The 24976-nt window shown below is 59.4% G+C and carries 23 protein-coding genes and 2 pseudogenes; 15 read left to right on the top strand and 10 right to left on the bottom strand.

Features of this window, described 5'->3' with window-relative positions; all coding sequences use genetic code 11:
• Nucleotides 1–88 precede the first annotated feature (88 nt).
• A complete protein-coding gene (gene betC, locus OP496_RS12510) occupies nt 89–1603 on the bottom strand; it encodes a choline-sulfatase (protein ID WP_280563979.1) in 1515 nt (504 codons plus the stop codon).
• Nucleotides 1604–2028: 425 nt separating this feature from the next.
• Here betC and OP496_RS12505 point away from each other — a divergent pair, with 425 nt between their 5' ends.
• On the top strand, nt 2029–3390 hold the full coding sequence (locus OP496_RS12505) for an MFS transporter (RefSeq protein ID WP_280563978.1): 1362 nt from the start codon (nt 2029–2031) through the stop codon (nt 3388–3390).
• An 82-nt stretch (nt 3391–3472) separates the two neighbouring features.
• Here the strand turns inward: OP496_RS12505 and OP496_RS12500 are convergent, their stop codons facing one another.
• Nucleotides 3473–3982 (bottom strand): zinc ribbon-containing protein, encoded by a 510-nt coding sequence (locus tag OP496_RS12500; protein ID WP_280563977.1) that lies wholly within the window; start codon nt 3980–3982, stop codon nt 3473–3475.
• Nucleotides 3983–4161: 179 nt separating this feature from the next.
• Between OP496_RS12500 and leuS the strand changes: the two genes are divergently transcribed.
• The 6 genes from leuS to OP496_RS12470 all read left to right on the top strand — a co-directional run bounded on the left by leuS (nt 4162) and on the right by OP496_RS12470 (nt 12028).
• Nucleotides 4162–6732, top strand: coding sequence for a leucine--tRNA ligase (gene leuS, locus OP496_RS12495; RefSeq protein WP_280563976.1), 2571 nt, complete (start codon nt 4162–4164; stop codon nt 6730–6732).
• A gap of 57 nt (nt 6733–6789) precedes the next feature.
• Nucleotides 6790–7284: an LPS assembly lipoprotein LptE gene (gene lptE / locus OP496_RS12490; RefSeq protein WP_280563975.1), complete on the top strand. Its 495-nt coding sequence runs from the start codon at nt 6790–6792 to the stop codon at nt 7282–7284.
• Nucleotides 7281–8339, top strand: coding sequence for a DNA polymerase III subunit delta (holA, locus tag OP496_RS12485; protein WP_280563974.1), 1059 nt, complete (start codon nt 7281–7283; stop codon nt 8337–8339). The genes lptE and holA overlap by 4 nt, the downstream gene beginning before the upstream one ends.
• Nucleotides 8340–8390: 51 nt before the next feature.
• Nucleotides 8391–8867, top strand: coding sequence for a DUF488 family protein (locus OP496_RS12480; protein WP_280563973.1), 477 nt, complete (start codon nt 8391–8393; stop codon nt 8865–8867).
• Between the two features lie 158 nt (nt 8868–9025).
• Nucleotides 9026–9922 (top strand): glycine betaine ABC transporter substrate-binding protein, encoded by an 897-nt coding sequence (locus OP496_RS12475; protein ID WP_280563972.1) that lies wholly within the window; start codon nt 9026–9028, stop codon nt 9920–9922.
• Nucleotides 9923–9988: 66 nt separating this feature from the next.
• Complete coding sequence (locus OP496_RS12470; RefSeq protein WP_280563970.1) at nt 9989–12028, top strand: CocE/NonD family hydrolase; 2040 nt, start codon at nt 9989–9991, stop codon at nt 12026–12028.
• 9 nt (nt 12029–12037) lie between these two features.
• On the opposite strand, the gene OP496_RS12465 is transcribed toward OP496_RS12470, so the two are convergent.
• Entirely contained in the window at nt 12038–12898 is an 861-nt protein-coding gene (locus OP496_RS12465) for a nitrilase-related carbon-nitrogen hydrolase (RefSeq protein ID WP_280563969.1), read from the bottom strand.
• Between the two features lie 257 nt (nt 12899–13155).
• Here OP496_RS12465 and OP496_RS12460 point away from each other — a divergent pair, with 257 nt between their 5' ends.
• The 6 genes from OP496_RS12460 to OP496_RS12435 all read left to right on the top strand — a co-directional run bounded on the left by OP496_RS12460 (nt 13156) and on the right by OP496_RS12435 (nt 19049).
• Nucleotides 13156–13821, top strand: coding sequence for an ABC transporter permease (locus OP496_RS12460; protein WP_280563968.1), 666 nt, complete (start codon nt 13156–13158; stop codon nt 13819–13821).
• Nucleotides 13822–13899: 78 nt separating this feature from the next.
• On the top strand, nt 13900–15081 hold the full coding sequence (locus tag OP496_RS12455; protein WP_280563967.1) for an ABC transporter ATP-binding protein: 1182 nt from the start codon (nt 13900–13902) through the stop codon (nt 15079–15081).
• Nucleotides 15082–15084: 3 nt separating this feature from the next.
• Nucleotides 15085–15816: an ABC transporter permease gene (locus tag OP496_RS12450; protein ID WP_280563966.1), complete on the top strand. Its 732-nt coding sequence runs from the start codon at nt 15085–15087 to the stop codon at nt 15814–15816.
• Nucleotides 15817–15881: 65 nt separating this feature from the next.
• Nucleotides 15882–16766 (top strand): glycine betaine ABC transporter substrate-binding protein, encoded by an 885-nt coding sequence (locus tag OP496_RS12445; RefSeq protein ID WP_280563965.1) that lies wholly within the window; start codon nt 15882–15884, stop codon nt 16764–16766.
• A gap of 108 nt (nt 16767–16874) precedes the next feature.
• Entirely contained in the window at nt 16875–18194 is a 1320-nt protein-coding gene (locus tag OP496_RS12440) for an MmgE/PrpD family protein (protein ID WP_280563964.1), read from the top strand.
• A 12-nt stretch (nt 18195–18206) separates the two neighbouring features.
• Nucleotides 18207–19049, top strand: a complete 843-nt coding sequence (locus OP496_RS12435) for a nitrilase-related carbon-nitrogen hydrolase (protein ID WP_280563963.1) — start codon at nt 18207–18209, stop codon at nt 19047–19049.
• Between the two features lie 83 nt (nt 19050–19132).
• Here the strand turns inward: OP496_RS12435 and OP496_RS12430 are convergent, their stop codons facing one another.
• Together OP496_RS12430 and OP496_RS12425 are read right to left on the bottom strand one after the other, a co-directional pair.
• Complete coding sequence (locus OP496_RS12430; protein WP_280563962.1) at nt 19133–19609, bottom strand: YbhB/YbcL family Raf kinase inhibitor-like protein; 477 nt, start codon at nt 19607–19609, stop codon at nt 19133–19135.
• Nucleotides 19610–19731: 122 nt separating this feature from the next.
• Nucleotides 19732–20631: a LysR family transcriptional regulator gene (locus tag OP496_RS12425; protein WP_280563961.1), complete on the bottom strand. Its 900-nt coding sequence runs from the start codon at nt 20629–20631 to the stop codon at nt 19732–19734.
• A gap of 420 nt (nt 20632–21051) precedes the next feature.
• On the opposite strand from OP496_RS12425, the gene OP496_RS12420 reads away from it, so the two are divergent.
• The gene (locus OP496_RS12420; protein WP_280563960.1) at nt 21052–21972 is read left to right on the top strand and encodes a DMT family transporter; all 921 of its coding nucleotides are present in this window, start codon (nt 21052–21054) and stop codon (nt 21970–21972) included.
• 76 nt (nt 21973–22048) lie between these two features.
• On the opposite strand, the gene OP496_RS12415 is transcribed toward OP496_RS12420, so the two are convergent.
• The 5 genes and pseudogenes from OP496_RS12415 to OP496_RS12400 form a co-directional block, all read right to left on the bottom strand.
• Complete coding sequence (locus tag OP496_RS12415) at nt 22049–22171, bottom strand: hypothetical protein (RefSeq protein WP_280563959.1); 123 nt, start codon at nt 22169–22171, stop codon at nt 22049–22051.
• A gap of 575 nt (nt 22172–22746) precedes the next feature.
• Complete coding sequence (locus OP496_RS18370; RefSeq protein WP_348521308.1) at nt 22747–22824, bottom strand: hypothetical protein; 78 nt, start codon at nt 22822–22824, stop codon at nt 22747–22749.
• A gap of 303 nt (nt 22825–23127) precedes the next feature.
• Nucleotides 23128–23604, bottom strand: coding sequence for a nucleoside deaminase (locus OP496_RS12410; protein ID WP_280563958.1), 477 nt, complete (start codon nt 23602–23604; stop codon nt 23128–23130).
• A gap of 108 nt (nt 23605–23712) precedes the next feature.
• A complete protein-coding gene (locus tag OP496_RS12405; protein WP_280563956.1) occupies nt 23713–24039 on the bottom strand; it encodes a hypothetical protein in 327 nt (108 codons plus the stop codon).
• A 427-nt stretch (nt 24040–24466) separates the two neighbouring features.
• Nucleotides 24467–24619: pseudogene (locus OP496_RS12400) on the bottom strand (methylmalonate-semialdehyde dehydrogenase (CoA acylating)); the annotation flags it as partial.
• A gap of 163 nt (nt 24620–24782) precedes the next feature.
• Here OP496_RS12400 and OP496_RS12395 point away from each other — a divergent pair.
• A pseudogene (locus tag OP496_RS12395) lies at nt 24783–24976 on the top strand (transcriptional regulator); the annotation flags it as partial.

Raw genomic sequence — 24976 nt, 5'->3', positions numbered from 1 at the left:
TGCATGCATGAAAAACGCCCGTACCGGACTGGCACAGGCGTTCATGTTGCTTGCCGACTTGGCTCAGACGATGTGATTCGCCATCGTCTTACTCACCGCGCGGATAACGCTGGGCTTCCTCGACCTCGTTCAGGTCCATGTGGTTACGCATGTAACGCTCGGAAGCATCCTGCAACGGCTGATAGTCCCAAGGATAGTAATGACCGTTACGCAGTGCTTCGTAGACAAGCAGACGTTGTGCCTGGGAGGCGCGCACATCGGCATCGAACTTGGCCATGTCCCAGCGTTCGTGCACCTTGGCCTGATATTCGGCCAGCTTCTCAGCGTAGTCGGGATTCTCCGCCAGGTTGTGCTGTTCCAGCGGATCGGCTTCCATATCGAACAGCTGCGGCGGGTCGATCTCGCAGTGATTGAATTTCCACTTACCCTCGCGGATCGTCACGATCGGCGAATAGCTGCCCTCGGCGGCGTATTCCATGTATACCGGTGCATCACGCTTCTCGCCCTTGGCCAGAGGCAGCAACGACTGACCATCGGTATAGGGCGCGATCGAGGACAGATCGATCCCGACGAAGTCGGCAATGGTGGTGTTGATGTCGACGATCGACACAGGGTCGTCGACATTGCGCGGCTCGATCCCCGGTGCGGAAAGCATCAGTGGTACACGCGAAGAACCTTCATAGGGGCTCATCTTGAACCATAGGCCCTTCTCGCCAAGCATGTCGCCGTGGTCAGCGCAGACCACGATGATCGTGTTGTCGAGCATGCGCGTGCGTTCGAGCACATCCAGAATGCCGCCGATCTTATCGTCGACATAGGAAATGTTGGCAAAATAGCCTTGGCGCGCGTTGCGCACATCCTGAGGCTGGATATCGAACTTAGTATAATCGTTGGCCTCGAAAACACGCTGGGAGTGCGGGTCCAGTTCCTTGAACGGTACTGGGCCTTGCTGCGGCTCGAGATAGGCGCAGTCGTTATACAGATCCCAATACTTGCGACGTGCTACATAAGGATCGTGCGGGTGGGTGAAGCTGACGCAGAGTGCCCAGGGACGCTCGTCGTGACCGCGCGAAAGATCGTACAGCTTCTGCTCAGCATGGAAGGCGACCTCATCGTCGTATTCCATCTGATTGGATATCTCGGCAACGCCTGCTCCGGTCACCGAGCCCAGATTGTGGTACCACCAGTCGATACGCTCGCCCGGCTTGGTGTAGTCCGGTGTCCAGCCGAAATCGGCGGGATAGACATCGGTGGTCAGGCGCGTCTCGAAGCCGTGGAGCTGATCGGGGCCGACGAAGTGCATTTTGCCCGACAGGCAGGTCGAATAGCCGGCACGGCGCAGATGATGCGCCCAGGTGGGCACGCTGGAGGGAAATTCTGCAGCGTTATCATATACCCCGGTGCGGCTCGGCAACTGGCTCGACATGAAAGCAGCCCGCCCCGGTGCGCACAAATAACTCGGCGTATAGGCATTGTTGAAGTTGACCGAGCGTTTGGCCAGCTTCTTGAGATTGGGGGCATGCAGGAAATCGGCAGGACCGTTCTCGAACAACGTGCCGTTGAGTTGGTCGGCCATCAGGACCAGTACGTTGGGTTGCGTCATGGGAAACCTCCCCGGCGAGTATTGTTAGCGTCGAAGCAGCGTACAAGGCCACTTCCAACTCCCTACAGTGACGTTCCTGGAATCGACAGACCAGAGATTTATTTGACCCCTAAGACCCAACTCACATTGCCCTCCCAACGAACTGACCAGGAAGTCTCGTAACAGGCCACCGCAGCGCATTCGTTACGCTTGGGCTGGGAGCCACTAAGCGTAACCGGAATGTGTTTCATGCCGCGTAGGCATGGGACGCACCGTCGGCTTACGCGCATATAAGCGCGTCGCTTCCAGCTATATAGCAGTCGCTTACATTACCTTTATAGGCAAAGACTCAGGCTATCGTCGACGGGGTTATAGGCCTTTAGTCGTACTCCAAAGGCACGGGCTCTAACAACAATCTCGCCTTTCATCTCGAATGGAGTGCCATCATGTCCACACCTCCGTCTTCAAATTCTCAGGACATCGGCGATGTCGATATCGCCACACTAAAAAAAGTCATTGCTGCTTCAGCCATCGGCAACTTCGTCGAGTGGTTCGACTTTGCGATATATGGGTTTCTCGCGGTCATCATTTCCCAGCATTTTTTCCCACCTGGCAACCCAACTCTTGCATTACTACAAACCTTCGCAGTATTTGCCGTCTCTTTTGCTCTCAGGCCTCTTGGAGGGCTTTTCTTCGGCATGCTCGGGGATAAGATAGGCCGCAAGCGAGTACTTTCAATAACCGTCATCATGATGGCAGGCTCCACGACAGTGATCGGACTACTGCCTACATATGCCAGCATCGGTCTACTCGCGCCGTTGTTATTAGCCCTGGCACGTTGCCTGCAGGGATTTTCAGCAGGCGGCGAATATGCAGGTGCTTGCGCGTTTGTGATGGAACACGCTCCTCAAGAAAAGAAAGCACGCTACGGCAGCTTTGTTCCTGTCTCAACGTTCGTGGCCTTTGCCACAGCTGCCGGGCTTGCGTATTGCATCGACCTTGTCATGTCAGAGGCGACATTACAGAACTGGGGATGGCGGCTCCCCTTCCTAATCGCAGCGCCATTGGGACTCATTGGTCTTTATATGCGCTTACGGCTGGATGAGTCGCCCATCTTTCAGATGCTGAAATCCCAGCCAGTGACTCACCACGCCCCCTTGCGGGAAACTATCCGTGAACATGGCCGCACCTTGCTTTGCCTGGGCGCTTTCATCTCGGCCACGGCTTTATCGTTTTATATGTTCACGACATATTTTACGACTTACATGAAGGTGGAAGGTGACGCTACGCGCACGGCTTCTCTATTGGCTAGTCTGGGAGCCTTGATCTTTGCCGCTTTTCTATGTCCGATTATTGGACGCTATTCAGACTGGGTGGGCCGCCGCAGAACGATACTCACTGCGGGGTTGAGTCTCATGATTGCGGTATTCCCTGCTTACTTATTGGCCGGTAGCGGAGAATTGTGGAGCGCCATGCTGGGCGCCATCATGATGGCCATAGGGGCTGTCGTCTGTAACGTCGTCACCGCCGTACTGCTCTCCGAACAATTCCCCACCCGCGTACGCTATACGGCTTCTGCCCTGTGCTATAACGTGGCGTATACCGTGTTTGGCGGCACGGCCCCGCTCATTGCGACCTGGTTAATCGATGTGACAGACAATTCTCTTTCACCCGCGTTTTACTTACTTGTCATATCACTGCTGGCGTTGTGGGGTGGCCTGAAATTGCCAGAATCATCCAGGCGCTCACTGCATGAAGACGACGATTGGGAAGAGCGTTCGGAGTCACTCTCCATGCGCATGAACTGACCCGATAGCGACGCCGTATTTTCCAAGGCTTGCGCATGCAGCGCACCTTTCCAATACGGCGTCTTTTGCATTCCGCGCTTATTTAGCTACTGGTCCGCGCGAAGTAACGATGCCCGCACTGATGGCAGGGCTCGAGGCGGGTGATCGATTCAAGCACGACTTCCGCGTCACAGTGTACGCAACGCATACGGCCGGGCACGGCCATCTCACCTTCGACATAATCCGCGCGCGCCGCTTCGAGATCGTCCTCGAAGCGGGCTCGGTCGACGGCGGTACGGTCAGCGATGGAAAACAGCGCCTCGGTGACTCGCCGCGAAATGGTACTCAGATCGATGCCCAGCCAGGTAGCAATGCCCTCGCCGCCTCGCGCCAGGAACCCCCGCAAGTCACGCATATCGCGCTCGACCCAGGCACGCAGCAAGGCCAATTCATCCTTGGTGTAGGTCTCGAGTTCCGCCTCGAACTCGATGGCGTCGTCCATTTCGCGCTGCAACGACTCCCAGGACAGATCGCCAGCACCTTTTTCGAGACGCCCGAGAACCCGCTCATAGGCGCGGCTCAGACGATGCTCTTGATCGTGACGTTCGCTCATAACGCTTCTCCTGATCTGTCGTCGACGCCATGCCCCTACCTGTAGGCGCATGACTGGGGTATCCTGACGGCCTGTCGTAACATACGGACAACGTCCCGCCCAGCTCCGTTCTACCATATCGCGAGGCCGGGCGTTATCCGCTTCAAGCCAAGCCTAACGCAAGGTGCCAGATCAAACCGATGGACGCACAGTACACGCCGCACGCAACCGAATCCGCCGCCCAGACCTTCTGGGAAACCAACCAGTGCTTCAAGGCCGTCGAGGACGCGACCCGGGAGAAGTTCTACTGCCTGTCGATGTTCCCCTATCCCAGCGGCAAATTGCACATGGGGCACGTGCGCAACTACACCATCGGCGATGTGGTCTCGCGTTTTCAACGCATGCAAGGCAAGAACGTCCTCCAGCCCATGGGCTGGGATGCCTTCGGCATGCCTGCCGAAAACGCCGCGATCAAGAACCAGGTCCCGCCCGGGGCCTGGACCTACGACAACATCGACGCCATGCGCCGTCAGCTCAAGGCGCTGGGATTCGCCTACGACTGGAACCGCGAATTCGCCACCTGTGACGTCGACTACTACCGCTGGGAACAGTGGTTTTTCACCAAGCTGGTCGAACAAGGCCTGGTGTACAAGAAGATGTCGACCGTCAACTGGGACCCCGTCGATCAGACGGTGCTTGCCAACGAGCAGGTGATCGAAGGGCGCGGCTGGCGCAGCGGCGCGCTGGTCGAGCGCAAGGAAATCCCCCTGTGGTTCCTCAAGATCACCGATTACGCCGACGAGCTGCTCGCCGATCTGGACGAGGTCGACTGGCCCGAACAGGTCAAGACCATGCAGCGCAACTGGATCGGCAAGTCCACCGGCGTTGAATTGACCTTCGATGTCGCCGGTCAGGCCGACCCGCTCGTGGTCTACACCACGCGTCCCGATACGCTCTATGGCGCCACCTACATGGCGCTGGCCGCCGGCCATCCGTTGGCCAAGCAGGCGGCCGCCGACAATCCGGCATTGGCCGATTTCCTGGTGGAGTGCCAGCACGCCGGCAGTTCCGAAGCCGAGCTTGCGACCATGGAAAAGAAAGGCATGGACACCGGCCACAAGGCGCTTCATCCGCTGACGGGTCGCGAAGTGCCGATCTTCGTGGCCAACTTCGTGCTCATGGAATACGGCACCGGCGCGGTCATGGCCGTGCCCGCCCATGACCAGCGCGACTGGGAATTCGCCACCAAGTACGACATCGCCATCGAACCGGTGATTGCCGATGCCGAGGGGAACGTGCCGGATTTGTCCCAGGGCGCACATGCCGAGCACGGCAAGTTGATCAACTCCGGCGAGTACGACGGGCTCGACTTCGAAGCGGCCTTCGACGCTATTGCCGCCAAGCTAGAAGCCAACGGACAAGGCACGCGGAAGACCAATTTCCGTCTGCGCGACTGGGGCGTAGCGCGTCAGCGTTACTGGGGTGCGCCGATTCCGGTCAAATACGGGCCCGAGGGCCAGACCGTGCCACTCACCGATGACGAACTGCCGGTCGCCTTGCCGATGGAAGTCGAGGTCGACGCCTCCGGCTCACCGCTCAAGAAGATGCCGGACTTCTATGATCTCGGCGAGGGCTGGACGCGCGAGACCGACACCTTCGACACCTTTATGGAATCCTCCTGGTACTACGCGCGCTTCGCCAGTGCCGACAACATGGAAGCGATGCTCGACGAACGCGCCAACTACTGGCTGCCGGTGGATCTCTACATCGGCGGCATCGAGCATGCGATTCTGCATCTGCTCTACGCGCGCTTCTTTCACAAGCTGATGCGCGATTTCGGCCTGGTCGAGAGTGACGAGCCCTTCCAGCGCCTGCTCACCCAGGGCATGGTCATCGCCGAGACCTTCTATCGTCACAACGCCGACGGCAACAAGGACTGGTTCAATCCTGCCGATGTCGACGTCAAGCGTGACGACAAGAGCCGCCCCGTCAGCGCCGTGCTACGCGAGGATGGCCAGCCGGTAGAAATGGGCGGCATCGAGAAGATGTCCAAATCCAAGAACAACGGCGTCGATCCGCAGGCGATGATCGACCGTTTCGGCGCCGACACCGTGCGCTTGTTCATGATGTTCGCAGCGCCGCCGGAGCAATCGCTGGAATGGTCGGACTCCGGCGTCGAGGGCGCGCACCGCTTCTTGAAGCGACTCTGGAAACTCGTCGCCGATCATCTCGACGCCGGCACGCCCGCCACGCTAGATGTCGACGCGCTCAACGACGAACAGAAGACGTTGCGCCGCAAGACCCACGAGACCATCGCCAAGGCCAGCGACGACATCGGCCGCCGGACCACCTTCAACACCGCCATCGCTGCGGTCATGGAACTGGTCAACGCCATCGGCCGCTTCGAGGACACTTCGCCACAAGGCCTGGCGGTGCTGCGCGAGGCACTGGAAACCAGCGTGCTGATCCTGGCGCCGATCGTGCCGCACGCCTGCCATGCGCTATGGGAAGCCCTGGGGCATGAGACCCCGGTCATCGACGCCGACTGGCCAGTCGCAGACGAAGCAGCGATGGTCAAGGACAGCGTCGAGCTCGCCGTGCAGGTCAACGGCAAGTTACGGGCTCGTCTCGAGGTCCCGGCGGCGGCCGACAAAGCAGCTGTCGAGGCCCAGGCGCTCGAGGCGGAGAACGTACGTCGCCATACCGAGGGCAAGACCGTGCGTAAAGTCATCGTCGTGCCCGGCAAGCTGGTCAATATCGTCGCCAACTGACTCGGCCCATACGCCCGCTCCCCATAGGGGCGGGCCCAAGCCCTCAAGGAGGCCTGCGTGAAGCGCCGTTCGCTCATCATCCGATCTCTGCTCCTGCTGACCCTGACGACATTGCTCGCCGGGTGCGGTTTTCAACTGCGCGGGCTCGACGCTGCCGCGCTCGACATTCCCGCGCTGACGCTGTCCTCCCCCGACGGACGCTTCGAAGACGCCGTGGAACAAGCGCTGAAAGGCACCGGCACCACGCTCGAGGACAACGCCCCGCTACGCGTCAACCTGAGCGAGGAGCAGGTCCGTGAGACACGCCTGACTCAGGGAGTCAGCGGGAATCAGGAACGCCGCCTGACCCTCAGCGTGCCGTTCTCGGTACAGCGCAGCGAAGACAACGCCTACCTGCTCGACCAGCAGACTCTCGAGGCCAGCACCACGCTGAGCGTCGACAACAACAATCTGCTGTCGCAGGACGAACTGCACGACGAAGCGCTCGATTCATTGCGTCGGGAGGCGGCTCGTCAACTCGTCGACCGTCTGCGCGCGCTCGAGACGCCATGAAAGTTTTTCCCGACAAGCTCGACGAGGCGCTCGGCAAGCGCCTCCAGCCAGTCTACATCGTCGCCGGCGACGAGCCGTTGATCCACATGGAAGCGTGCGACGCTATCCGCGCCGCGGCACGCCAGCGTGGTGTCGAGGAACGCGAGGTACTCCACGTGGAAAATGGCTTTCAATGGGGACGGCTCACGGAGTCGGCAGCGAGCATGTCGTTGTTTGCCTCGAGCAAGCTCATCGAGTTGCGCCTGGGCAGCCAGTCACCAGGGCAAGAAGGTTCCAAGGCACTTGACGCCTACGCCCGACAGGCCAAGGACAGCGACGACATCCTCCTGATCAGCAGCGCGCGCCTCGACCGACGCGCGCAGTCCAGCGCCTGGTTCAAGGCGCTGGACAAGATCGGCGTGTTCGTTCCGGTCTGGCCGGTGGATCACCAACGCCTGCACTTCTGGGTGCGAGATCGCGCGAGCCGTCATGGGCTGTCGATGGACATGGACGCAGCACGTCTGCTCGGCGAACGTACCGAAGGCAACCTGCTGGCCGCCGACCAGGAGCTGCAGAAGCTGGCGCTACTCAATCCGCCCAATGCCCGGCTCGATACCCAGGCCATTGCCGGCGGCGTGGAGGACAACGCACGCTACGATGTCTTCACGCTGATCGACGCCTGCTTGCGCGGCGACCGCGTGCGCGTCTCGCGCATCGTCAGCGGATTGCGCGGCGAAGGCATCGAAGCGCCGGTGGTACTCTGGGCATTGACGCGCGAGTTGCGCATCTTCCTTTCGCTGGCGCAACATCTCGATCAAGGGCAAAGCCTCGATCACGCCTGCAAGTCACAGCGTCCGCCGATCCCCGACAAGCGGCGTCCGCTTTACCAGCAGGCCTTGAAGCGGATGCCGCTCAAGCGGCTACACAAGCTGTTATTGTTCGCACAGCGCCTGGACCTGGCCATCAAGGGCGCCGCGGCGTTACCCGTCTGGGAGGGGCTTCACGACTTGTCGCTCACCTTGGCCGGTGGGCGTGGTCCTCTGGCCGAAATGGTCTATTCCTATCGTATCACCTAGGTCGACATTTCCATCTGGCAAAGGGCACGTATCAAGCGAAGGAGCGCTGGGATGTCGTATACGATCGCACTCAAACGTATCTATCAGGCCGCCGAGGAAAACGATGGTGCCCGTGTTCTCGTCGATCGCCTATGGCCACGCGGCAAGCGCCGTGAATCGCTGCACCTCACCGACTGGTACCGCGACGCCTCACCCTCCAACGGCTTGCGCCGCTCCTGGCACCAAGGAGAGCTCAACGACACCGTGTTCAGCCATCGCTATCGTTGGGAAGTCGAAGACGATCCCGACGTCTTGCTGCCGCTCATGCGCTGGACCCGCGAAGGCACGCTCACCTTGCTGACCGCCTCCCGAGAACCGGAGCATTCACACCTCCCTCTGCTACGCGACATGCTGCTCAAGGCATTAGCAGACGAAGACCGCGAGGCCGGCGATCACACACCCGCGTCTTCGCCGTGCTATGCCGATCAGGTCACCCCGCCCAACGTCGACGGCACGTCTTCGACGGATACTTCTTCCCCCAGCCACTGATCGTTATCCGATCATGGCGCATACCTTGTCATCTGTTTGCGTTCAAAATCGCAGGCATCATGGATTCTCATCAATCCCGGCAGCGGGGTGCGTTATTGTGGATGGCGATGGAAATCGCATCTGATAACACTCTATAACAGCGGAGGTATGTCGCTGCCATGCAACACCCCCTCAAGATACTACTTACAACCTTGGGACTGAGTCTTTCCGTCGTCGCCACTACGGCACATGCGCAAGACGACCCCATCGTGGTTGGCGGGCTCAACTACACCGAACATCTAATTCTTACTTCGGCTACCGTCCAACTGCTCAAAGCCAACGATTACTCTGTCGAGAAACGCGACGGACTTGGCACCTCGGTACTACGCCAGGCGCAGAAAAACGGCCAGGTCGATCTCTACTGGGAATACACCGGCAATTCGGTGATCCTGTTCCATGACCAGCCGCAACCCGACAACGCCGCCGAGACTTATGCCACCGCCAAGCGCCTGGACGCCGAGAAAGGGCTGGTCTGGCTGGATCCCTCGGACACCAACAATACCTATGCGCTCGCCATGCGCGAGGCGGATGCCGACAAACGTGACATCCACACCCTCTCGGACCTGGCCGAGGCCATGAACGACGGCGCCGACCTGACACTTGCTTCCAATGCCGAGTTCTATGCCCGCGACGATGGCCTGCGTCCGCTTCAGAAAGCCTACGACTTCCGGTTTCCACGCTCGAACGTCAAGCGCATGGATTCAGGGCTGACCTACAACGCACTGCGTGACGGCGAAGTCGACGTGGCACTGGTCTTTGCTACCGATGGCCGCAATGGCGCTTTCGACTTCGAGGTGCTCGACGACGACAAGCAATTCTTCCCGGTCTATCAGCTAGCACCGGTAGTTCGCGAGGAAACGCTCGACGCACATCCCGATCTACGATCCGTGCTCAACGAAATGTCCGCCACCTTGAACGACTCGACGCTGATCGATCTCAACCGTCGTGTAGACGTCGACGATCAGAACATCGAAAAGGTCGCGCATGACTTCCTGACCGAAAACGACCTGCTCTAACGCCTCGCCCACTGCTTTTCCAGGGGGCGATGCCGTAATCGCCCCCTACCGACGACAGGACAAACCATGTTTCCGAGTGGAAGCCAACCCGATGCTCGGGAAGTGCATGACTTCCCGTACCCGATCGTCGAGGAACCGGCACTGTTCATTCCGCTGCCCGACGGCAGCCGACTCGCGGCACGGATGTGGCGACCGGCGGACGCCGAGCCCCATCCCGTGCCCGCGATCATCGAGTGCATTCCCTACCGCAAGCGGGATGCCACCAGTGCCGACGACGAACGCATGCACCCCTACTTCGCCGGCCACGGCTATGCCGCGCTGCGTATCGACCTGCGCGGCAGCGGTGACTCGGACGGCGTGCTCGCGGACGAATACCTGGCCAGCGAGCAGGACGACATCGTCGCCGTGATCGCCTGGCTCGCCGAGCAGCCCTGGTGCAGCGGCCGCGTCGGCATGCTGGGCATTTCCTGGGGCGGATTCAATTCCCTGCAGGTGGCCTCGCGCCAGCCGCCGGCGCTCGGCGCGATCATCGCCGTCGGCGCCACCGTCGACCGCTATCACGACGACGTCCACTACAAAGGCGGCTGCGTGCTCAACGAGAACTTCGGCTGGGCGGCCTCGTCGCTTTCCTTCATGTCGCGACCGCCGGACCCCGCCTTGCGCGACGACTGGCGCGAACTCTGGCAGCACCGACTCGCCCATCAACCCTTCGTCGCCGAGAACTGGTTCGATCACCAGACGCGCGATGCATACTGGCGCCACGGCTCGGTATGCGAGGATTATTCGCGTCTGAAGACGCCGACTCTGGCCGTCACTGGCTGGGCCGACGCCTACGTCAACTTCGTCTCCGAGATTCTCGAGCACGCGCCCTGCCCCCGGCGCGGTATCGTCGGCCCCTGGCCGCACGCCTATCCGCACCTGGCGATGCCAGGGCCGACCATCGGCTTTCTCCAGGAAGCCCTTCGCTGGTGGGATTACTGGCTGAAGGACCGTGACACCGGCATCATGGAGGAGCCGCTATACCGCGTGTTCTGCCCGTCCTTTTCCGAAGCCGATCCGCAACGCCTCGACGTGCCCGGCGAATGGCTCGCCGAGACCCAGTGGCCGAGCCCGCACATCGCCTCCAGGCCCCTGGCGCTGGGCAACGGCGAGCTTCATGACCCGAAAGACGGCACCGCCCGTCCCAGAGTGGCCAGGCTGCGCGCGCCCGCCGACAACGGCCTGCAATGCGGCGAGTACATCCCCCACAGCAGCGGCCCCGAGATCGCCGGCGACCAGCGTGGCGACGATGCCCACTCGCTCACCTACGACACCGATCCGCTGGATGCCGACACGGTGATCCTGGGGCGCCCCACGCTCTCGCTGCGGGTCAGCGTCGACCAGCCACGCGCCAACCTGATCGTACGCTTGTGCGACGTCTCGCCCGAGGGCGTCTCGCAACGCATCTCCTACGGCGTGCTCAATCTCTGCCACCGCGACAGCCATGCCACGCCCTCCGACGTACCGTGCGATACGCCACTCGACGTGACCGTGTCACTGAACCAGACCTGCTATCGCTTCATCGCCGGGCATCGGCTACGCGTCTCGGTGACCACCGCCTACTGGCCGCTGATCTGGCCGAGTCCTTATCCGGTGACGCTGACACTGCACGAGGCCGACTCGCGGCTCACGCTGCCCCAGCGTACCTCGCACGAGGCGCCGCCGGTGACATTCGAACCCGCAGTCTTTTCCGGGCCCATGCAACACCAGGTCGTACGCGCGGGCGAACAGTCCCGGGATGTCTCCCACTCGCTGACCGACGGCTGGACCCGGCATGCCATCATCGACGACTTCGGCGAGATTGCCTACGACCACGGCCTGACCAACATCGCCTCGGCGGACGAGCGCTACGCCATCCACCCCGAGGCCCCGGCCACCGCGACCATGAGCAAGAGCTGGCGACAGGCCTTTCAGCGCGACGACTGGCAGGTACACACCGAGACCTGGGCAGAGCTGAGCTGCGATGCCGAATGGTTCTACCTGGAAGCGCGCCTGCAGGCCTTCGAGGACGGCGAACGCTTCATCGACCGACACTGGAAAACGCGCCGCCGCCGGCGCTGGGTGTAGGCCACGGCCTCAGCCGCGACGCTCCCGCTCTAGCCGCTGCGCCATCAGCGAAGTCACCAGCGGGGTATCGGCGTCGCGGTGGGTCGGCATCGCGAAACGTGCGGCGTCGATCGCGTCGGTGTCGATATCGGCGCTGACGAGGGTCTCGCCATCCTCGGCCCGTGCCAGCACCCGGCCGTCGACGCCGACGATGCAACTGCCACCCCAGAACCAGGCGTCGCCCTCGGCCCCGTAGCGATGCGCCATGACCATCGGCGTGGCGTACATCATGGCGTAGAACTTCAGACAGATCAGCCAGTTGCCTTCGTCGTCGAAATCGCCGTCGACCATTCCCGTCGCCGCGTTGACCGGCGCCAGCATCACGTCAGGCCGCTCCAGCATGGCCGCGTGGGCCAGGCCCGGATTCCAGAGATCGGCGCAGATCATCACCCCGCAGTCGAGACCGTCAGTGTCAGCGACGGTGAGTGCCTGCCCTTTGCCGAAATGCTTGCCCTCCTCGTGCCCACCGTAAGTACAGAGGTTAAGCTTTCGGTGCACAGCGACGACGCGACCATCGCACAGGCACGCCATGGCGTTGACGTATTCGCCGCGGCCGCAACGCTCAACGAAGCCCACCACGGTCAGCATGTCGCCGGCAGCCTCCGCCAGCTGGAGCAAACACGGGTCATCGCGGTCCATCGCGACCTCAGGGACACGCGTTCCCAGGTCGTAACCGGTCAACGAAAGCTCGGGGAACACCAAGACATCGACGTCCCGGTGGCGCGCCGACTCGATGACGCGACGATGCGTCTCGAGGTTGCGCGCGACATCGGCCAGGACGCAGTTCATCTGGGCGGCGGCGAGTCGATAATTCGTCCGGCGAGTACTCAAGGGGCTAGCCTCCTGCAAGAAAATCAGAACACGGCATTATCGCCAACGAGCATACGGCGAAGTCGATGCGTTGCCTATCGAACGTTCATTACCACTGAAAATGAATAACATTGCACATCCTAATGCCCAAAACAGAGGGCACTCGGGAAGAGCGTGTTATGCTCTTCACATAATACGAACTTATAAAAGTCCTTTCATATAAGAAATTTCTAAGTGCTCAAGCAAAACACTCGTTCGCGAGTGCGAGGTCCGTGCCCATGGAATTACTGCAATACTTTCTCGATAATCTCGAGTTGCTGGGAACTCTTACCCTGGAACACATCAGCCTAGTGAGTGTCGCGGTAGGGATCGCCACCCTGACCGGCGTTCCCATCGGCATCGCCATCACCAAGCACGAGCGTGCCGCCAAGGTCGTGCTGTATATCGCCTCGATCATCGTGACGATTCCGTCCATCGCCTTGTTCGGGATCATGATCCCGATCCTTTCGCTCATCGGCCAGGGCATCGGTTACTTGCCGGCGGTCATCGCGGTGCTGCTGTACTCGCAGTTGCCGATCATCCGCAACACCTACACGGCCATCAACAACGTCGATCCGGCCCTTCGCGAAGCCGCGCGTGGCGTCGGCATGAGTCAAAACCAGCGCCTGCGCATGGTCGAGATCCCCCTTGCCGTGCCGGTCATCATGGCCGGTGTGCGCACCGCCGTGGTGCTCAACATCGGCGTCATGGCGATCGCCGCCTATATAGGCGCCGGTGGGCTTGGAACACTCATCAGCCGCGGTATTTCTCAATCCGATCCACGCCAGCTAATTCTTGGCGCGGTGGCCGTCAGCATACTGGCGATCATCGTTGATTATGCGCTACTGGCACTCCAGAAGCGACTGACGCCCAAGGGCATGGAGCGTGCCGCCGCCACCGCCTGACCGTCATCCGCCTACTCTCTGTCGACCCCCACTCTCTGTCGACCTGAATAAGGCTGCCGACCCGACAAGGACCGCTTAATGATTCGACTCGATAACTTGACCAAGGTCTTCGACACGCCCAAGGGCGCGGTGACCGCCGCCGACCATATCAGCATGGAGGTACCGAGCGGCGAGATCTGCATCCTGCTCGGCCCCTCGGGCTGCGGCAAGACCACCACCCTGAAGATGACCAACCGCATCGTCCGGCCGACCTCGGGCAAGGTGTTCATCAACGGTGAGGACACTTCCAGCCTCGATACCCAGGATCTACGCCGCAACATCGGCTACGTGATCCAGCAGATCGGGCTGTTTCCCAACATGACCATCGAGGAAAACATCACCGTAGTGCCCAAGCTGCTGGGCTGGGACAAAGCCAAGTACCGGGAACGCGCCCGCGAGATGCTGGATATGATCGCACTGGAGCCGGACGCCTTCCTCAAGCGTTATCCCAGCGAGCTCTCAGGCGGGCAACAACAGCGCATTGGCGTGGCTCGGGCACTGGCCGCCGACCCGCCCGTGATGCTGATGGACGAACCTTTCGGCGCCATCGACCCGATCAACCGGGCGGTGATCCAGGACGAGTTCCTGAAGATGCAGCAAGAACTGAACAAGACGATCATGTTCGTCAGTCACGACATCGACGAAGCGATCAAGATGGGCGATCGCATCGCTATCTTCCGTGATGGCAAGCTGGTCCAGTATTCGGAACCCGATGAGTTGCTCGCCGCACCCAAGAACGACTTCATCGAGTCTTTCCTCGGCGAGGACCGCGCGCTGAAGCGTCTCAACCTGGTCAAGGTTCGCGACCTCGCCAGCGAGGAAATCGGCCTGGTGCGCCCGGACGATACCCTCGCCACCGCCCTGCAGCGCATCGAGTCCTACGGGTATCTGAACAGCATCGTGATGGTCAACGACAAGCGTCAGCCGGTAGGCATCATCAACGCTTCCGTGGCTCGCACCACCCAAGGGCATTGCCGCGACCATTACCAGAGCGTGCCAGTGGTCATCAGCCTCGACGACGACCTGCGCAAGGTCGCCTCACTGATGTTCGCCAACGACATGACATGGGTTCCCTGCGTCGACGACGATGGTCGTATCGTCGGCCAGATCACCCAGCGCGCGATCACCCATCATCTGGGCTCACGCTATCGCGCTCATTCCAAGGGCGACAGCAGTGCTAAAGCCGCCGAGGCATCACCGTCACCGGCCTCCAAGGAGTAAGTCATGCCGACGCTGAACCTCGCTGGCGCCGGGCGTTTCCTGGTGCTGGTGGTCGTCTTTCTGGCCGGTATCTGGAGTCAGTCCAGTGGCTTGATCGACGACTTCATCTTCTACCTACCCGATATCCAGTTCCTGGCCGTGCAGCATCTGTGGCTGACCGCCATGTCCGGAGGCCTGGCGATCCTCGTCGCCATTCCGTTAGGTATCTTGCTATCACGCCCCAGCATGGCACGGGTCGCCGAGTCCATGATGCAGGTACTCAACGTGGGCACCACCATCCCCACGCTTGCCGTGCTGGCGCTGTCGATGAGCTTTCTCGGCATCGGCACCGTCCCGGCGGTGTTCGGGCTTTTCGTGGCCACGCTACTGCCTATTGCCCGTAACACCTACACGGGCCTCAAGGGCGTCGATCCGGCATTGATGGAAGCCGCGGCGGGCATCGGCATGTCGCCCACCCAGCGGCTGCTGCGGGTCGAGCTACCCAATGCCCTGTATGTCATCTTCGCCGGCATCCGTACCGCGTTAGCCATCAACATCGGCACGGTACCGCTGGCTTTCCTGATCGGTGCCGGCGGCCTGGGCGAGTTGATTTTTACCGGCATCGACCTCTACGAACCGGTGATGATGCTCTCTGGCGCCATCCCCACCGCCCTATTAGCGGTCGCGGTCGACATACTCATCGCCATCATCGCTTTCCTGCTGGTGCCGCGCGGAGTCAACCCATCCCGTGCCTGACACCGCAGTAACATGCAGAGCACACGATAAGACGTACCCTTTCACAACAAATCAGGAGTGACTTCATGAAAACCTTGATGACCCTACTCACCGGCGCGGCACTGGCCGGCACCCTGGCCACCGCTCAGGCCGACGAGATCGTCGTCGGCGGCAAGAACTTCACCGAACAACAAATTCTCTCCAGCATGACCACGCAGTACCTGGAAGGACTCGGCTATGACGTTGAAAAACGTGCGGGCATGGGCTCTGCGGTACTGCGCCAGGCCCAAGAAAACGGCCAGATCGACCTCTACTGGGAATACACCGGGACCGCGCTGATCAACTACAACGACGAATCCGCCCAAGGGTTGACCATCGACGAGACCTACCAAAAGGTCAAGAAGCTCGACGCCGAGAAGGGCCTGGTATGGCTCGAGCCCTCCGACGCCAATAACACCTACGCGCTGGCCATGCGCGAAGAAAGCGTCGAGAAAACCGGCATCACCTCGCTCAGCGACCTGGCCGAGGCGGTCAACGACGACCAGGGAGTGACCTTCGCCATGAACGCCGAATTCTACGCTCGCGAAGACGGCTGGCGCCCGCTGCAGAAGACCTATGATTTCCGCGCCGGGCGTAGCGACGTCAAGCGCATGGATTCCGGCCTCGTCTACCAGGCACTGCGCGACGAGCAGGTCGACGTGGGGCTGGTGTTCGCCACCGATGGCCGCATCCCCGCCTTCAACTTCCAGGTGCTCAAGGATAACAAGAACTTCTTCCCCGCCTACGCGCTGACACCGGTCGTACGCAAGGAAACACTGAAAGCCAACCCCAAGCTGGCTGAGCATATGAACACGCTCTCCGGCCTGCTCGACAACGACACCATGTCCACCCTCAATGCCAAGGTCGACGTCGACAAGACGCCCATCGAACGGGTCGCCGAGAACTTCCTCAAGAAAAACGATCTGCTGTAACCGGCTCGGAGCGGCGCCAGGCGCCGCATCCGGTCACGACTCAGGCCGTCTCAAGACGGTCTGCTTCATTCGTCACGCGTTTTTTGCCAGCACCCGAGGCCAACTACCATGCACGACGACGCCCCTCTCGACTGGATGCATCGTTTCGATCCATCGACCCTCGACGACAAGGCGCTTCATCAGGCCAAACGCTGCCTGCTCGATTTGCTGGGCGTGGCAGCCGGCGCCACTCGCACGCCGCTGGCTGACAAGGCCGCGCGTTTCGCGATCTCCCAACACGGCGGCGAACGTCCGCTGCTGTTCACCGCCGGCCAGGCCTCGCCCACCGGCGTCGCCCTGCATGGGGCCTGGCTGATCGACGCGCTCGACGCCCACGACGGCCAGGTGCTGACCAAGGGACATGCCGGCGTGGCCCTGCTGCCGGGCTTAATGGCGCTGCCCGAGGTGGCCGATCTCTCCGGGCGCGACTTCCTCGCCCTGCTCGCCTACGGCTACGAGATCGCCACTCGCGCGGGGATCGCCCTGCACGCCACCAGCCCGGACTACCACACCTCCGGCGCCTGGAACGCCCTGGGCGTCGCCGCCGTGGCCGCGCGCCTGCGTGGGGCCGATGTCGAAACCCTGCATCATGCCCTCGGCATCGCCGAGTTCTACGGCCCGCGCAGCCAGATGATGCGCTGCATCGACCATCCCACGATGCTCAAGGACGGCTCCGGCTGGGGCGCGATGACCGGCATCTCCGCCGCCCTACTGGCCGAAGACGGCTTCACCGGCGCCCCGGCGCTGACCGTCACCGCGCCGGAAGTGGCCAGTATCTGGCAGGACCTGGGCCAGCGCTGGTATCTCCACGAGCAGTACTTCAAGGCCTACCCGGTCTGCCGCTGGGCCCAGCCCGCAGTGGAAGCCATGTTGTCACTGCCCGCCGAGCAACGCGACCCCGCCGCCATCGAACGCATCGAGATCGTCACCTTCCACGAGGGCAAGCGCCTACACGTGACGCACCCGACCACCACCGAGCAGGCTCAATACAGCCTGCCCTGGTCCGTCGCCTGCGCCCTGGGCCGAGGCACCGTGGATGTCGCGGGCGTCAGCGACGAACTCGACGCACCGGATCTCAAGGCCCTGGCCAGCAAGGTGGAAATCCAAGAGGATGATACCTTCAACTCGCGCTTCCCCGCCGAGCGCTGGGCGCGCGCCCGGCTGCATCTGGAAAGCGGCGAGGTCATCGAAAGTGCCGACTTCGAGGCGCGCGGGAATCCGGATCAGCCCCTCTCCGACGCTGAGATATTCGCCAAGTACCAGGCACTGGCCGAACCCGTATTGGGCGAACGGACAGCCCGGCTGCAGGACGTGGTGATGAGCCTCGAGACACGCCCGGCCAGCGACCTGCTCGCCCTACTCGGCGCACCCACGTTTTCCAGACAATAGCGAGTCGCCACCATGCACTATCAGGATCATCTTCGCGTCGGCGCCGCGCAGATCAATGCCAGCCTTGGCGATGTCGACGCCAACCTCGAGCGCCACCGCGAACGGATCGCCGAGGCTCACCAACGCGGGATCGAACTGCTGGTCTTCCCCGAGCTTTCGCTGACCGGCTACGGCCTGGGCAACCGGGTGATCGACGTGGCCTGCCCGGCTCATGATCCGCGCCTGGCCGACCTCGCCCAGGCAGCCGGCGAGATGCAGGTGGTAGTCGGCTTCGTCGAGGAAGCCAGCCCCGGCGAGTACTACAACGCCATGGCGATTCTCCAGCACGGCAAGCTCCAGGCCGTGCACCGCAAGCTCAACCTGCCCACCTACGGCGGCCTGGAAGAAGGCAAGCTGTTCACCCACGGCAGCGAGCTCACGCATCTTCCGGTGCGCCCCGGCTGGTCGGCAACCTCGCTGATCTGCGCCGACCTGTGGAACCCGGGGCTGGTGCACGCCGCCCTGCTGGCCCGCCCCACCGTGCTGTGCGCACCGATCAACTCGGCCTCGGGTATCGTCAGCGACGACTTTTCCAACGAGCAGAACTGGGCCGTCAACCTGCAGTTCTACGCCATGACCTACGGCACCCCCGTGATCATGGCCAACCGCTACGGCCCCGAAGGCGACAGACACTTCTGGGGCGGCTCGCGCATCCTCAGCCCGCGCGGCGACACCCTCGCCCTGGCCGAGGACGGCGAAACGCTGATCCAAGCCCAGCTCTCGCGCACCGCCATCGCCCGCTCCCGCTTCGAGCTCCCCACCCACCGCGACGCCGACACGCCACTGGTACGCGAGTTGATGGAAGGCTACCGCTGAACCAGGCCCAAAACGACACTCGGCGCCTCCCAAGGGAAGGCGCCGAGTGCGTGTGAAGCGGGGTCTAAACCGTCAAAGACGAATCAATCACGGCGATACGTCCCCACCAACCGACTCATGCCCAGAATATGCGGCTCAAGCTCGTTGAGCAGCTCCGGCTGCGTCAGCCCCTCGGGCAACTCAGTGAGGGTATCCAGCGCCAGTACCCAGAAATAATACTGGTGCGGCCCATGGCCCTCCGGCGGCATGGCACCGCCATAACCGATGGCGCCGCCATCATTGATACCGGCAGTGCCTGTCTTCGTGCCCTCTTCCAACGAGGTGACATCCGCCGGCAGGTTGTAGAGCAGCCAATGCACGTAACCGTAGCTACCATCCTTCACCAGCGGCGCATCCGGATCGTGGCAGATCACCGCGAAGCCCTTGGTCCCCGCCGGCGCATCCTTCCAGCTCAGGGCCGGCGAGACATCATCACCCTCCGCCGAATGCCGCGTGGGAATCGCGCCATTCGGCGTAAAGGCGGGGCTTTCGACGTGCATGCTGGACGGTGCAAAAGGCATGGTGGCCTCCCTGAAAGCGAGATGGATCAAAAAACGGACCGGCGCCGTAACGACGCCGCCTACCTACAAGGTGATGGCGTCAGTGGAGGATTCAACCCGTTGGGCGACCGATTGCCAAGGCATTACGCCTGAGACTCACCCAAATGAAATCTGCTATTAGCCACTGCCAGCTTGGCTATCCGCTCGACCGATGGAGAGAAAGCGGGAGATAGATAGGTAGCGACAAAAGGCAGGGATGCAAATGCTGGCTGAACTTCCAATGCCTGTAACTGACTGTCGCCAGAAAACAAATCAGAAGGTAGCAATGCAACACCGGCGCCCTCGCATACTAACCTCGCCGTGACACTCATCGTATTGCAGTAGGTCAGACGGTCTGGACGAATGCTCTGCATATCAAGCCAGCGAAATTGGTCGGCATACAAGCGCGATCCGGGTGACAGGCTCAGGATGGATCGCCGAATTAAATTCATGGTGTCCAATGTCGACATTCGTTGCACCAATTCGGAAGAGCCCATCCAGGCAATAGACGCATGGCCAAGGCTGTGCCTGATAACCCGTTCTTGAAGCTGATCATCAGGGACCAAAGCAAGATCTATTGTGCCGTTGCACAACTTATCCCAAGTTTTTTCTGTAATGTCGACGTCGATATCAAGCTCGACATTCGGCATGGCGCGCTGCACATCTAACGTAAAATCAGCGAGCCACCAGAGCGCTATAGTCTCGGTACATCCTACTCGAATTCGGCCGGTGGCCTCTTCCCCGTTTTCGAAAAATAATGACAGTTCATCGCGCAAAGCGAGAATTCGCTCCGCGTATCCGATCAGTTCGCGACCAGCAGCAGTAAGAGTAACCGGTCGCTTTCCGCGCTGGAACACAACGCTGCCAATACGTTCCTCCATGTCGGCTATACGCATGGAAATATTGGGCTGTGTCGTATTAAGCCTTTCCGCAGCTGCACCGTAAGAACCGAGCCTATAGATCCAATAGGCCGTCTCAAGATGTCGGAATTCGAGTCGCATCATTATCACTTATCTCCGGGTATCAAAACATCTGATTTCCATATACACCAACGAGAGCATACAATTATCTGTAATTAATACAATGATAGCAATATACAGATCTCAGTCAAAGCAGATGCTATAATCGTAGCAACTGGATTCGAGCGACTTGAGAGCGGTATTTACTCGCACAAATTATCCAGACTTTTGAAAGAACTCGGGGATAATATAGAACATGATCACGATGAGAGCTTACACCTTGCTCCCGACTACAGCCTTGGCAGTATTGATGAATCAGGGCATCGGCTTCCCTTGTTTATGACTAGCTTCTCGCTCCGAGTCATGGTGTAGGTGATGCAGGTACTTTCCCACTACTCGCCCACCGCTCCGTAGCGATCATTTCGAGCTTGATAGACCAACTAAAAGACCAACGAGGAATAAATAATGAATCATCGTAAACTGCTAGCGAGATCAATTTCTCGCTTGATTGGTCGTGGGACTGGCTTCATCTTCGCAGGAGTTATCATCGGAGGTGGACTATCCTGGCCACTCATGAAAATAGCCCTTGAAAACACCTCCCCTCAAGTGTTTCTGATATGGCGTCTCGTCTTTGCCACTATCAGTGCTTTCGTATTGGTAATAATGACTCGTCAGCTTCGTATCCCCGGTTGCGAGGTCTGGTTTCCAATCATTTCGGTGGCCTGCCTGCAAATGGGGGCATTCCTCTGGTTGATCACGGTCGGTGTCACCATGGTCCCGGCCGGACGCGCAGCACTGCTGGCGTATACTAGTCCAATCTGGATGATACCTCTGGCTGTGTTATGGCTGGATGAAAAACTCGATCGTTCCGTCATTGCAAGTCTAGTTTTCGGGCTTGCCGGTTTGGCGTTTCTTTTTCTCCCGTCCACTCATATTTTATCTAATACACAAGCCCTAGTTGGTAACGGCCTACTGTTTCTAGCGGCCGTTGTCTGGGCCTTTCAAATAGCCCTTCTACGACGCTACCCTTCCGGGTGGTCGACATTACAGCTTCTACCATGGCAACTCTTGGTTGCGACCCTTGGGCTGTCATCACTGACAATCGTTTTCAGTGACGTCTCTTTGCTTCAAGGTCTAGATATTCGAAGCGTGTTGGTGACGACCTATGTCGGTATTGTTTCCACGACCTTTGTCTTTTGGGGTATGTTGCATATTGCCCGAACCATGCCCGCAATTTCTAGTACAGTCAGCTTTCTCGGGATACCGGTGGTTGGCCTATTAAGTTCCGTTTTGCTATTGCCAGAGAGGCTGGATGTCGGGCTTGTGGTCGGATTTGTACTGATTGCCATTGCCGTTGTCATTCAGTCTAAGAGTTCGCGACTGTGATTCCTTTTACGAACTTATAGCGCCGGCGTCGGCACTGAACTGACCCTCCAGAGCTGCACAGGCTATAGTGCAGTCATCAGAAGGACAGGATGATCTTCAACAGAATGGCCGGATCATACGCTAGACGACCGGGCGCGTCGTTGCGGTACTTGGGGTGGAAAATCGACAGGTCCAGCTTGTGCTCAATCAGGGAATGCACGGCGTGCTCAAAGGTGCCGGGTTGGAGCTGATCTTAGTAGTTGATCACCACCATCGCGCTATGATAGTGATGATTGCGGGCATCGGTTTTCTCCTCCGTGAGAGTTATCGATGCGTGCCCACTAAACCGGGGGAAGTCCACAGTCGGTTGCAGCGAACTGTTATGCAACATTTACCATTTTATCAATTCGGGTACGGATTATCTGGCGAGTCACCTTGACCGGACAGTATGTGCCAACACCGCCTCGTGTGCGGGCTTTGATTAAGCCTTGGACAAGGCGGGAGTGACTTCTTCTACTGATTCGAATATTCATATCCGCAATCGGCGCACTCATAAGTTCCAGCGGAAACGTCACTGCCATATGGAACGCAGCGCTTTTGTCGACTCTCCGTGATTTTCTTGTATGTCTTCATTTATCTCTCCTTTCGCATAACGCCCGGCTCTGCGGCAGGCAAAATCGGAGGCCATTTTCTGGCCGGAGCTTTTGCCTGTCCGACAGCAGCCGTTTGTTAACAGTTTATTGCCATTAAATTTTGAGGTCTTTGTGTGATTGTGCGCAGTCGCGCAGATAGAGATTAATGAGGCTCTGATACGGAAGGTTTTTTCTCGGCTAGATTCTTGAAATACCCGACGGTATCTTCATCCAGCCGGATCGTAACCTGCTTCTTAAGCTTCTTGGCGTATGGGTTCTTAACGGACTCTTAAAAAGCGTAATGATCACGCATGTCTGTACCCTTCATAGGTCTTTCGTTCTCGCTTGTCCGCCTTTAGCGCAGAAATGATTCGAATGATCTCACGTATTGTCAAGGTGCCGTGCCAGATACTTTTAACGTCTTGCAGAGGGCTTTTTTTCGAGTGAAGCGCGAAGCGCGTAACGGAAAAAACGACCCTCTCCATGCAATTGTTGGGCAGTATGACGATAAAAGGCATTGTTGACACGAAAATGATAACGCCAATTACGACGAGCTATGGAAACGACGATGCAACTTGTGCACCTGTTCGATAAGACTAGGAACTGGCCCCTCTACCGTTAGGTTGGGAACAACTTCGTGGATTGGTAGGCTCCGTACGGGAGGTGCCGGAACTCCGAGGGCGCTAAGCCATGTTGCCAATTGGTCTGATGAACTGATATACACGATGCGGTCGAGACCGACCCAACCGTGCGCTGCTGCACACATTGGGCAATGTTCACCGGAGGTATAGACGGTTGCCGCTGCTCTAGCTTCTAGCGTCATATTTGCCGCAGCCCACCGCGCAATCTCGAACTCTGGATGGCGGGTTCGGTCGCCGGAGGCCACTCGGTTGCGATCCTCGAAAAGCACTTCTCCGTTTCCGGAGACAAGCAAAGAGCCGAATGGCTCGTCACCCGACTCTAAAGCCTCACTTGCAAGTTCTACGCAGCGGCGTAAGTGCTGTATCTCTGAATCATTCACTATAATGGGCTCCCTGCATTTTCGTATCAGCACTGGGGGTGGATGCCGCCCAACGCTAAAGCTCAGTTGCCGCTGTGGAGCGGAGCAGCAGTCAACTGCAGCGATTTGTTAGCTTTGTTTGGCGAGAAATTTCTTGGCGTGTCGACCAACAAAACTACGCCCCGGGTTTGACCCATTAATCCATTCCTCTACAGAGAACAATTCAAACAATCCCACTTTGATCAGTGTGGGAATTGCAGCTTCCAATTGTTCTTCTACCTCGCCGCGTTCGCCTGAATTGTATAAAGCAACGTTACGCAGCATTGTTGCCACAGTGCCTGTCTGCACCTTGCTCCCGTCCTTGAGATGAACCGTGGGCAGTTCCTCCCCGTCTGCCACGACCTTTTTATTGATCGAACCAAGCTGTTCCGTATTTTTTGGCGAACCTTCAGACATCTCTGCCTCCTTCAATAACTCCGTAATAGCTAACAGGTATTAGACAGCGCGCTCGTTTTCCCACTTGAACGAGCAGACGTATTCAATCATCTTACCTAGCCCACTTTCTATACCTAAATCATTGATTTTAAAGAACACCCAGAATAATCCAGCTCGTTATACTGAATTCGCGTCTCTGCTATCTTTGCCGGTTCTATTACCCTGGAACCAACCCCGTACTCTACCCCGCTACCGCTCCCCCACGCTACCGCCAAGTGAAGCACTGAACGCTCCACTACGGTTCATTAGGTTGTATCGGTAACTCCAAACAATACTTAACCTAGCTTAATTTAACGTCGTTCAACATAGCGCTACACGAAAGGCGTAGACACGAAACGCCCGCGCCGGTGTGAGCGGCGTAGGCGTGGGGTTCAGCCGTGCGGGTGGTTCAGGAGGGGAAGCTGAACTGGGCGGTTTCCTGATCGCTGCGCTTCGGCAAGCGTTGGGAGATGGCTTTGCGGCGGGTGTAGAAGCGCACGGCGTCGGGGCCGTAGGCGTGCAGGTCGCCGAACAGGGAGTCTTTCCAACCGCCGAGGCTGTGGCAGGCGGCTGTCGACCACCAACGCGGCGCCCTTTTCCTTTATTCCATCGCTTAGCTTCCATACCTTGACCTGTGACCAGGTAGGCATGTCGATTTGACGATTCCTGTCTTTCTGTTTACTTTGTTCAAAATGTTCAATACACACAAAATTTCTGAGCATGCCATGCAGAAAACTGACACACAGCGCCTGGAAGAAGCGCGCGATGTAATGATCAGCGCCCTCGCCCAGAGCATGGTGGCCTACGGTGTCACACCCTCAGTGGGACGGATCTACGCCGTGCTCTATTTCTCTGCATCACCGCTGACGCTGGACGACATAAAGGACGAGGTCGCCATGAGCAAGGCGAGCGTCAGTAC

Origin of the sequence: Chromohalobacter sp. 48-RD10 (genome assembly GCF_029889785.1) — a bacterium.
GTDB lineage: Bacteria > Pseudomonadota > Gammaproteobacteria > Pseudomonadales > Halomonadaceae > Chromohalobacter.
This window is presented reverse-complemented; position numbering and strand designations above follow the sequence as displayed.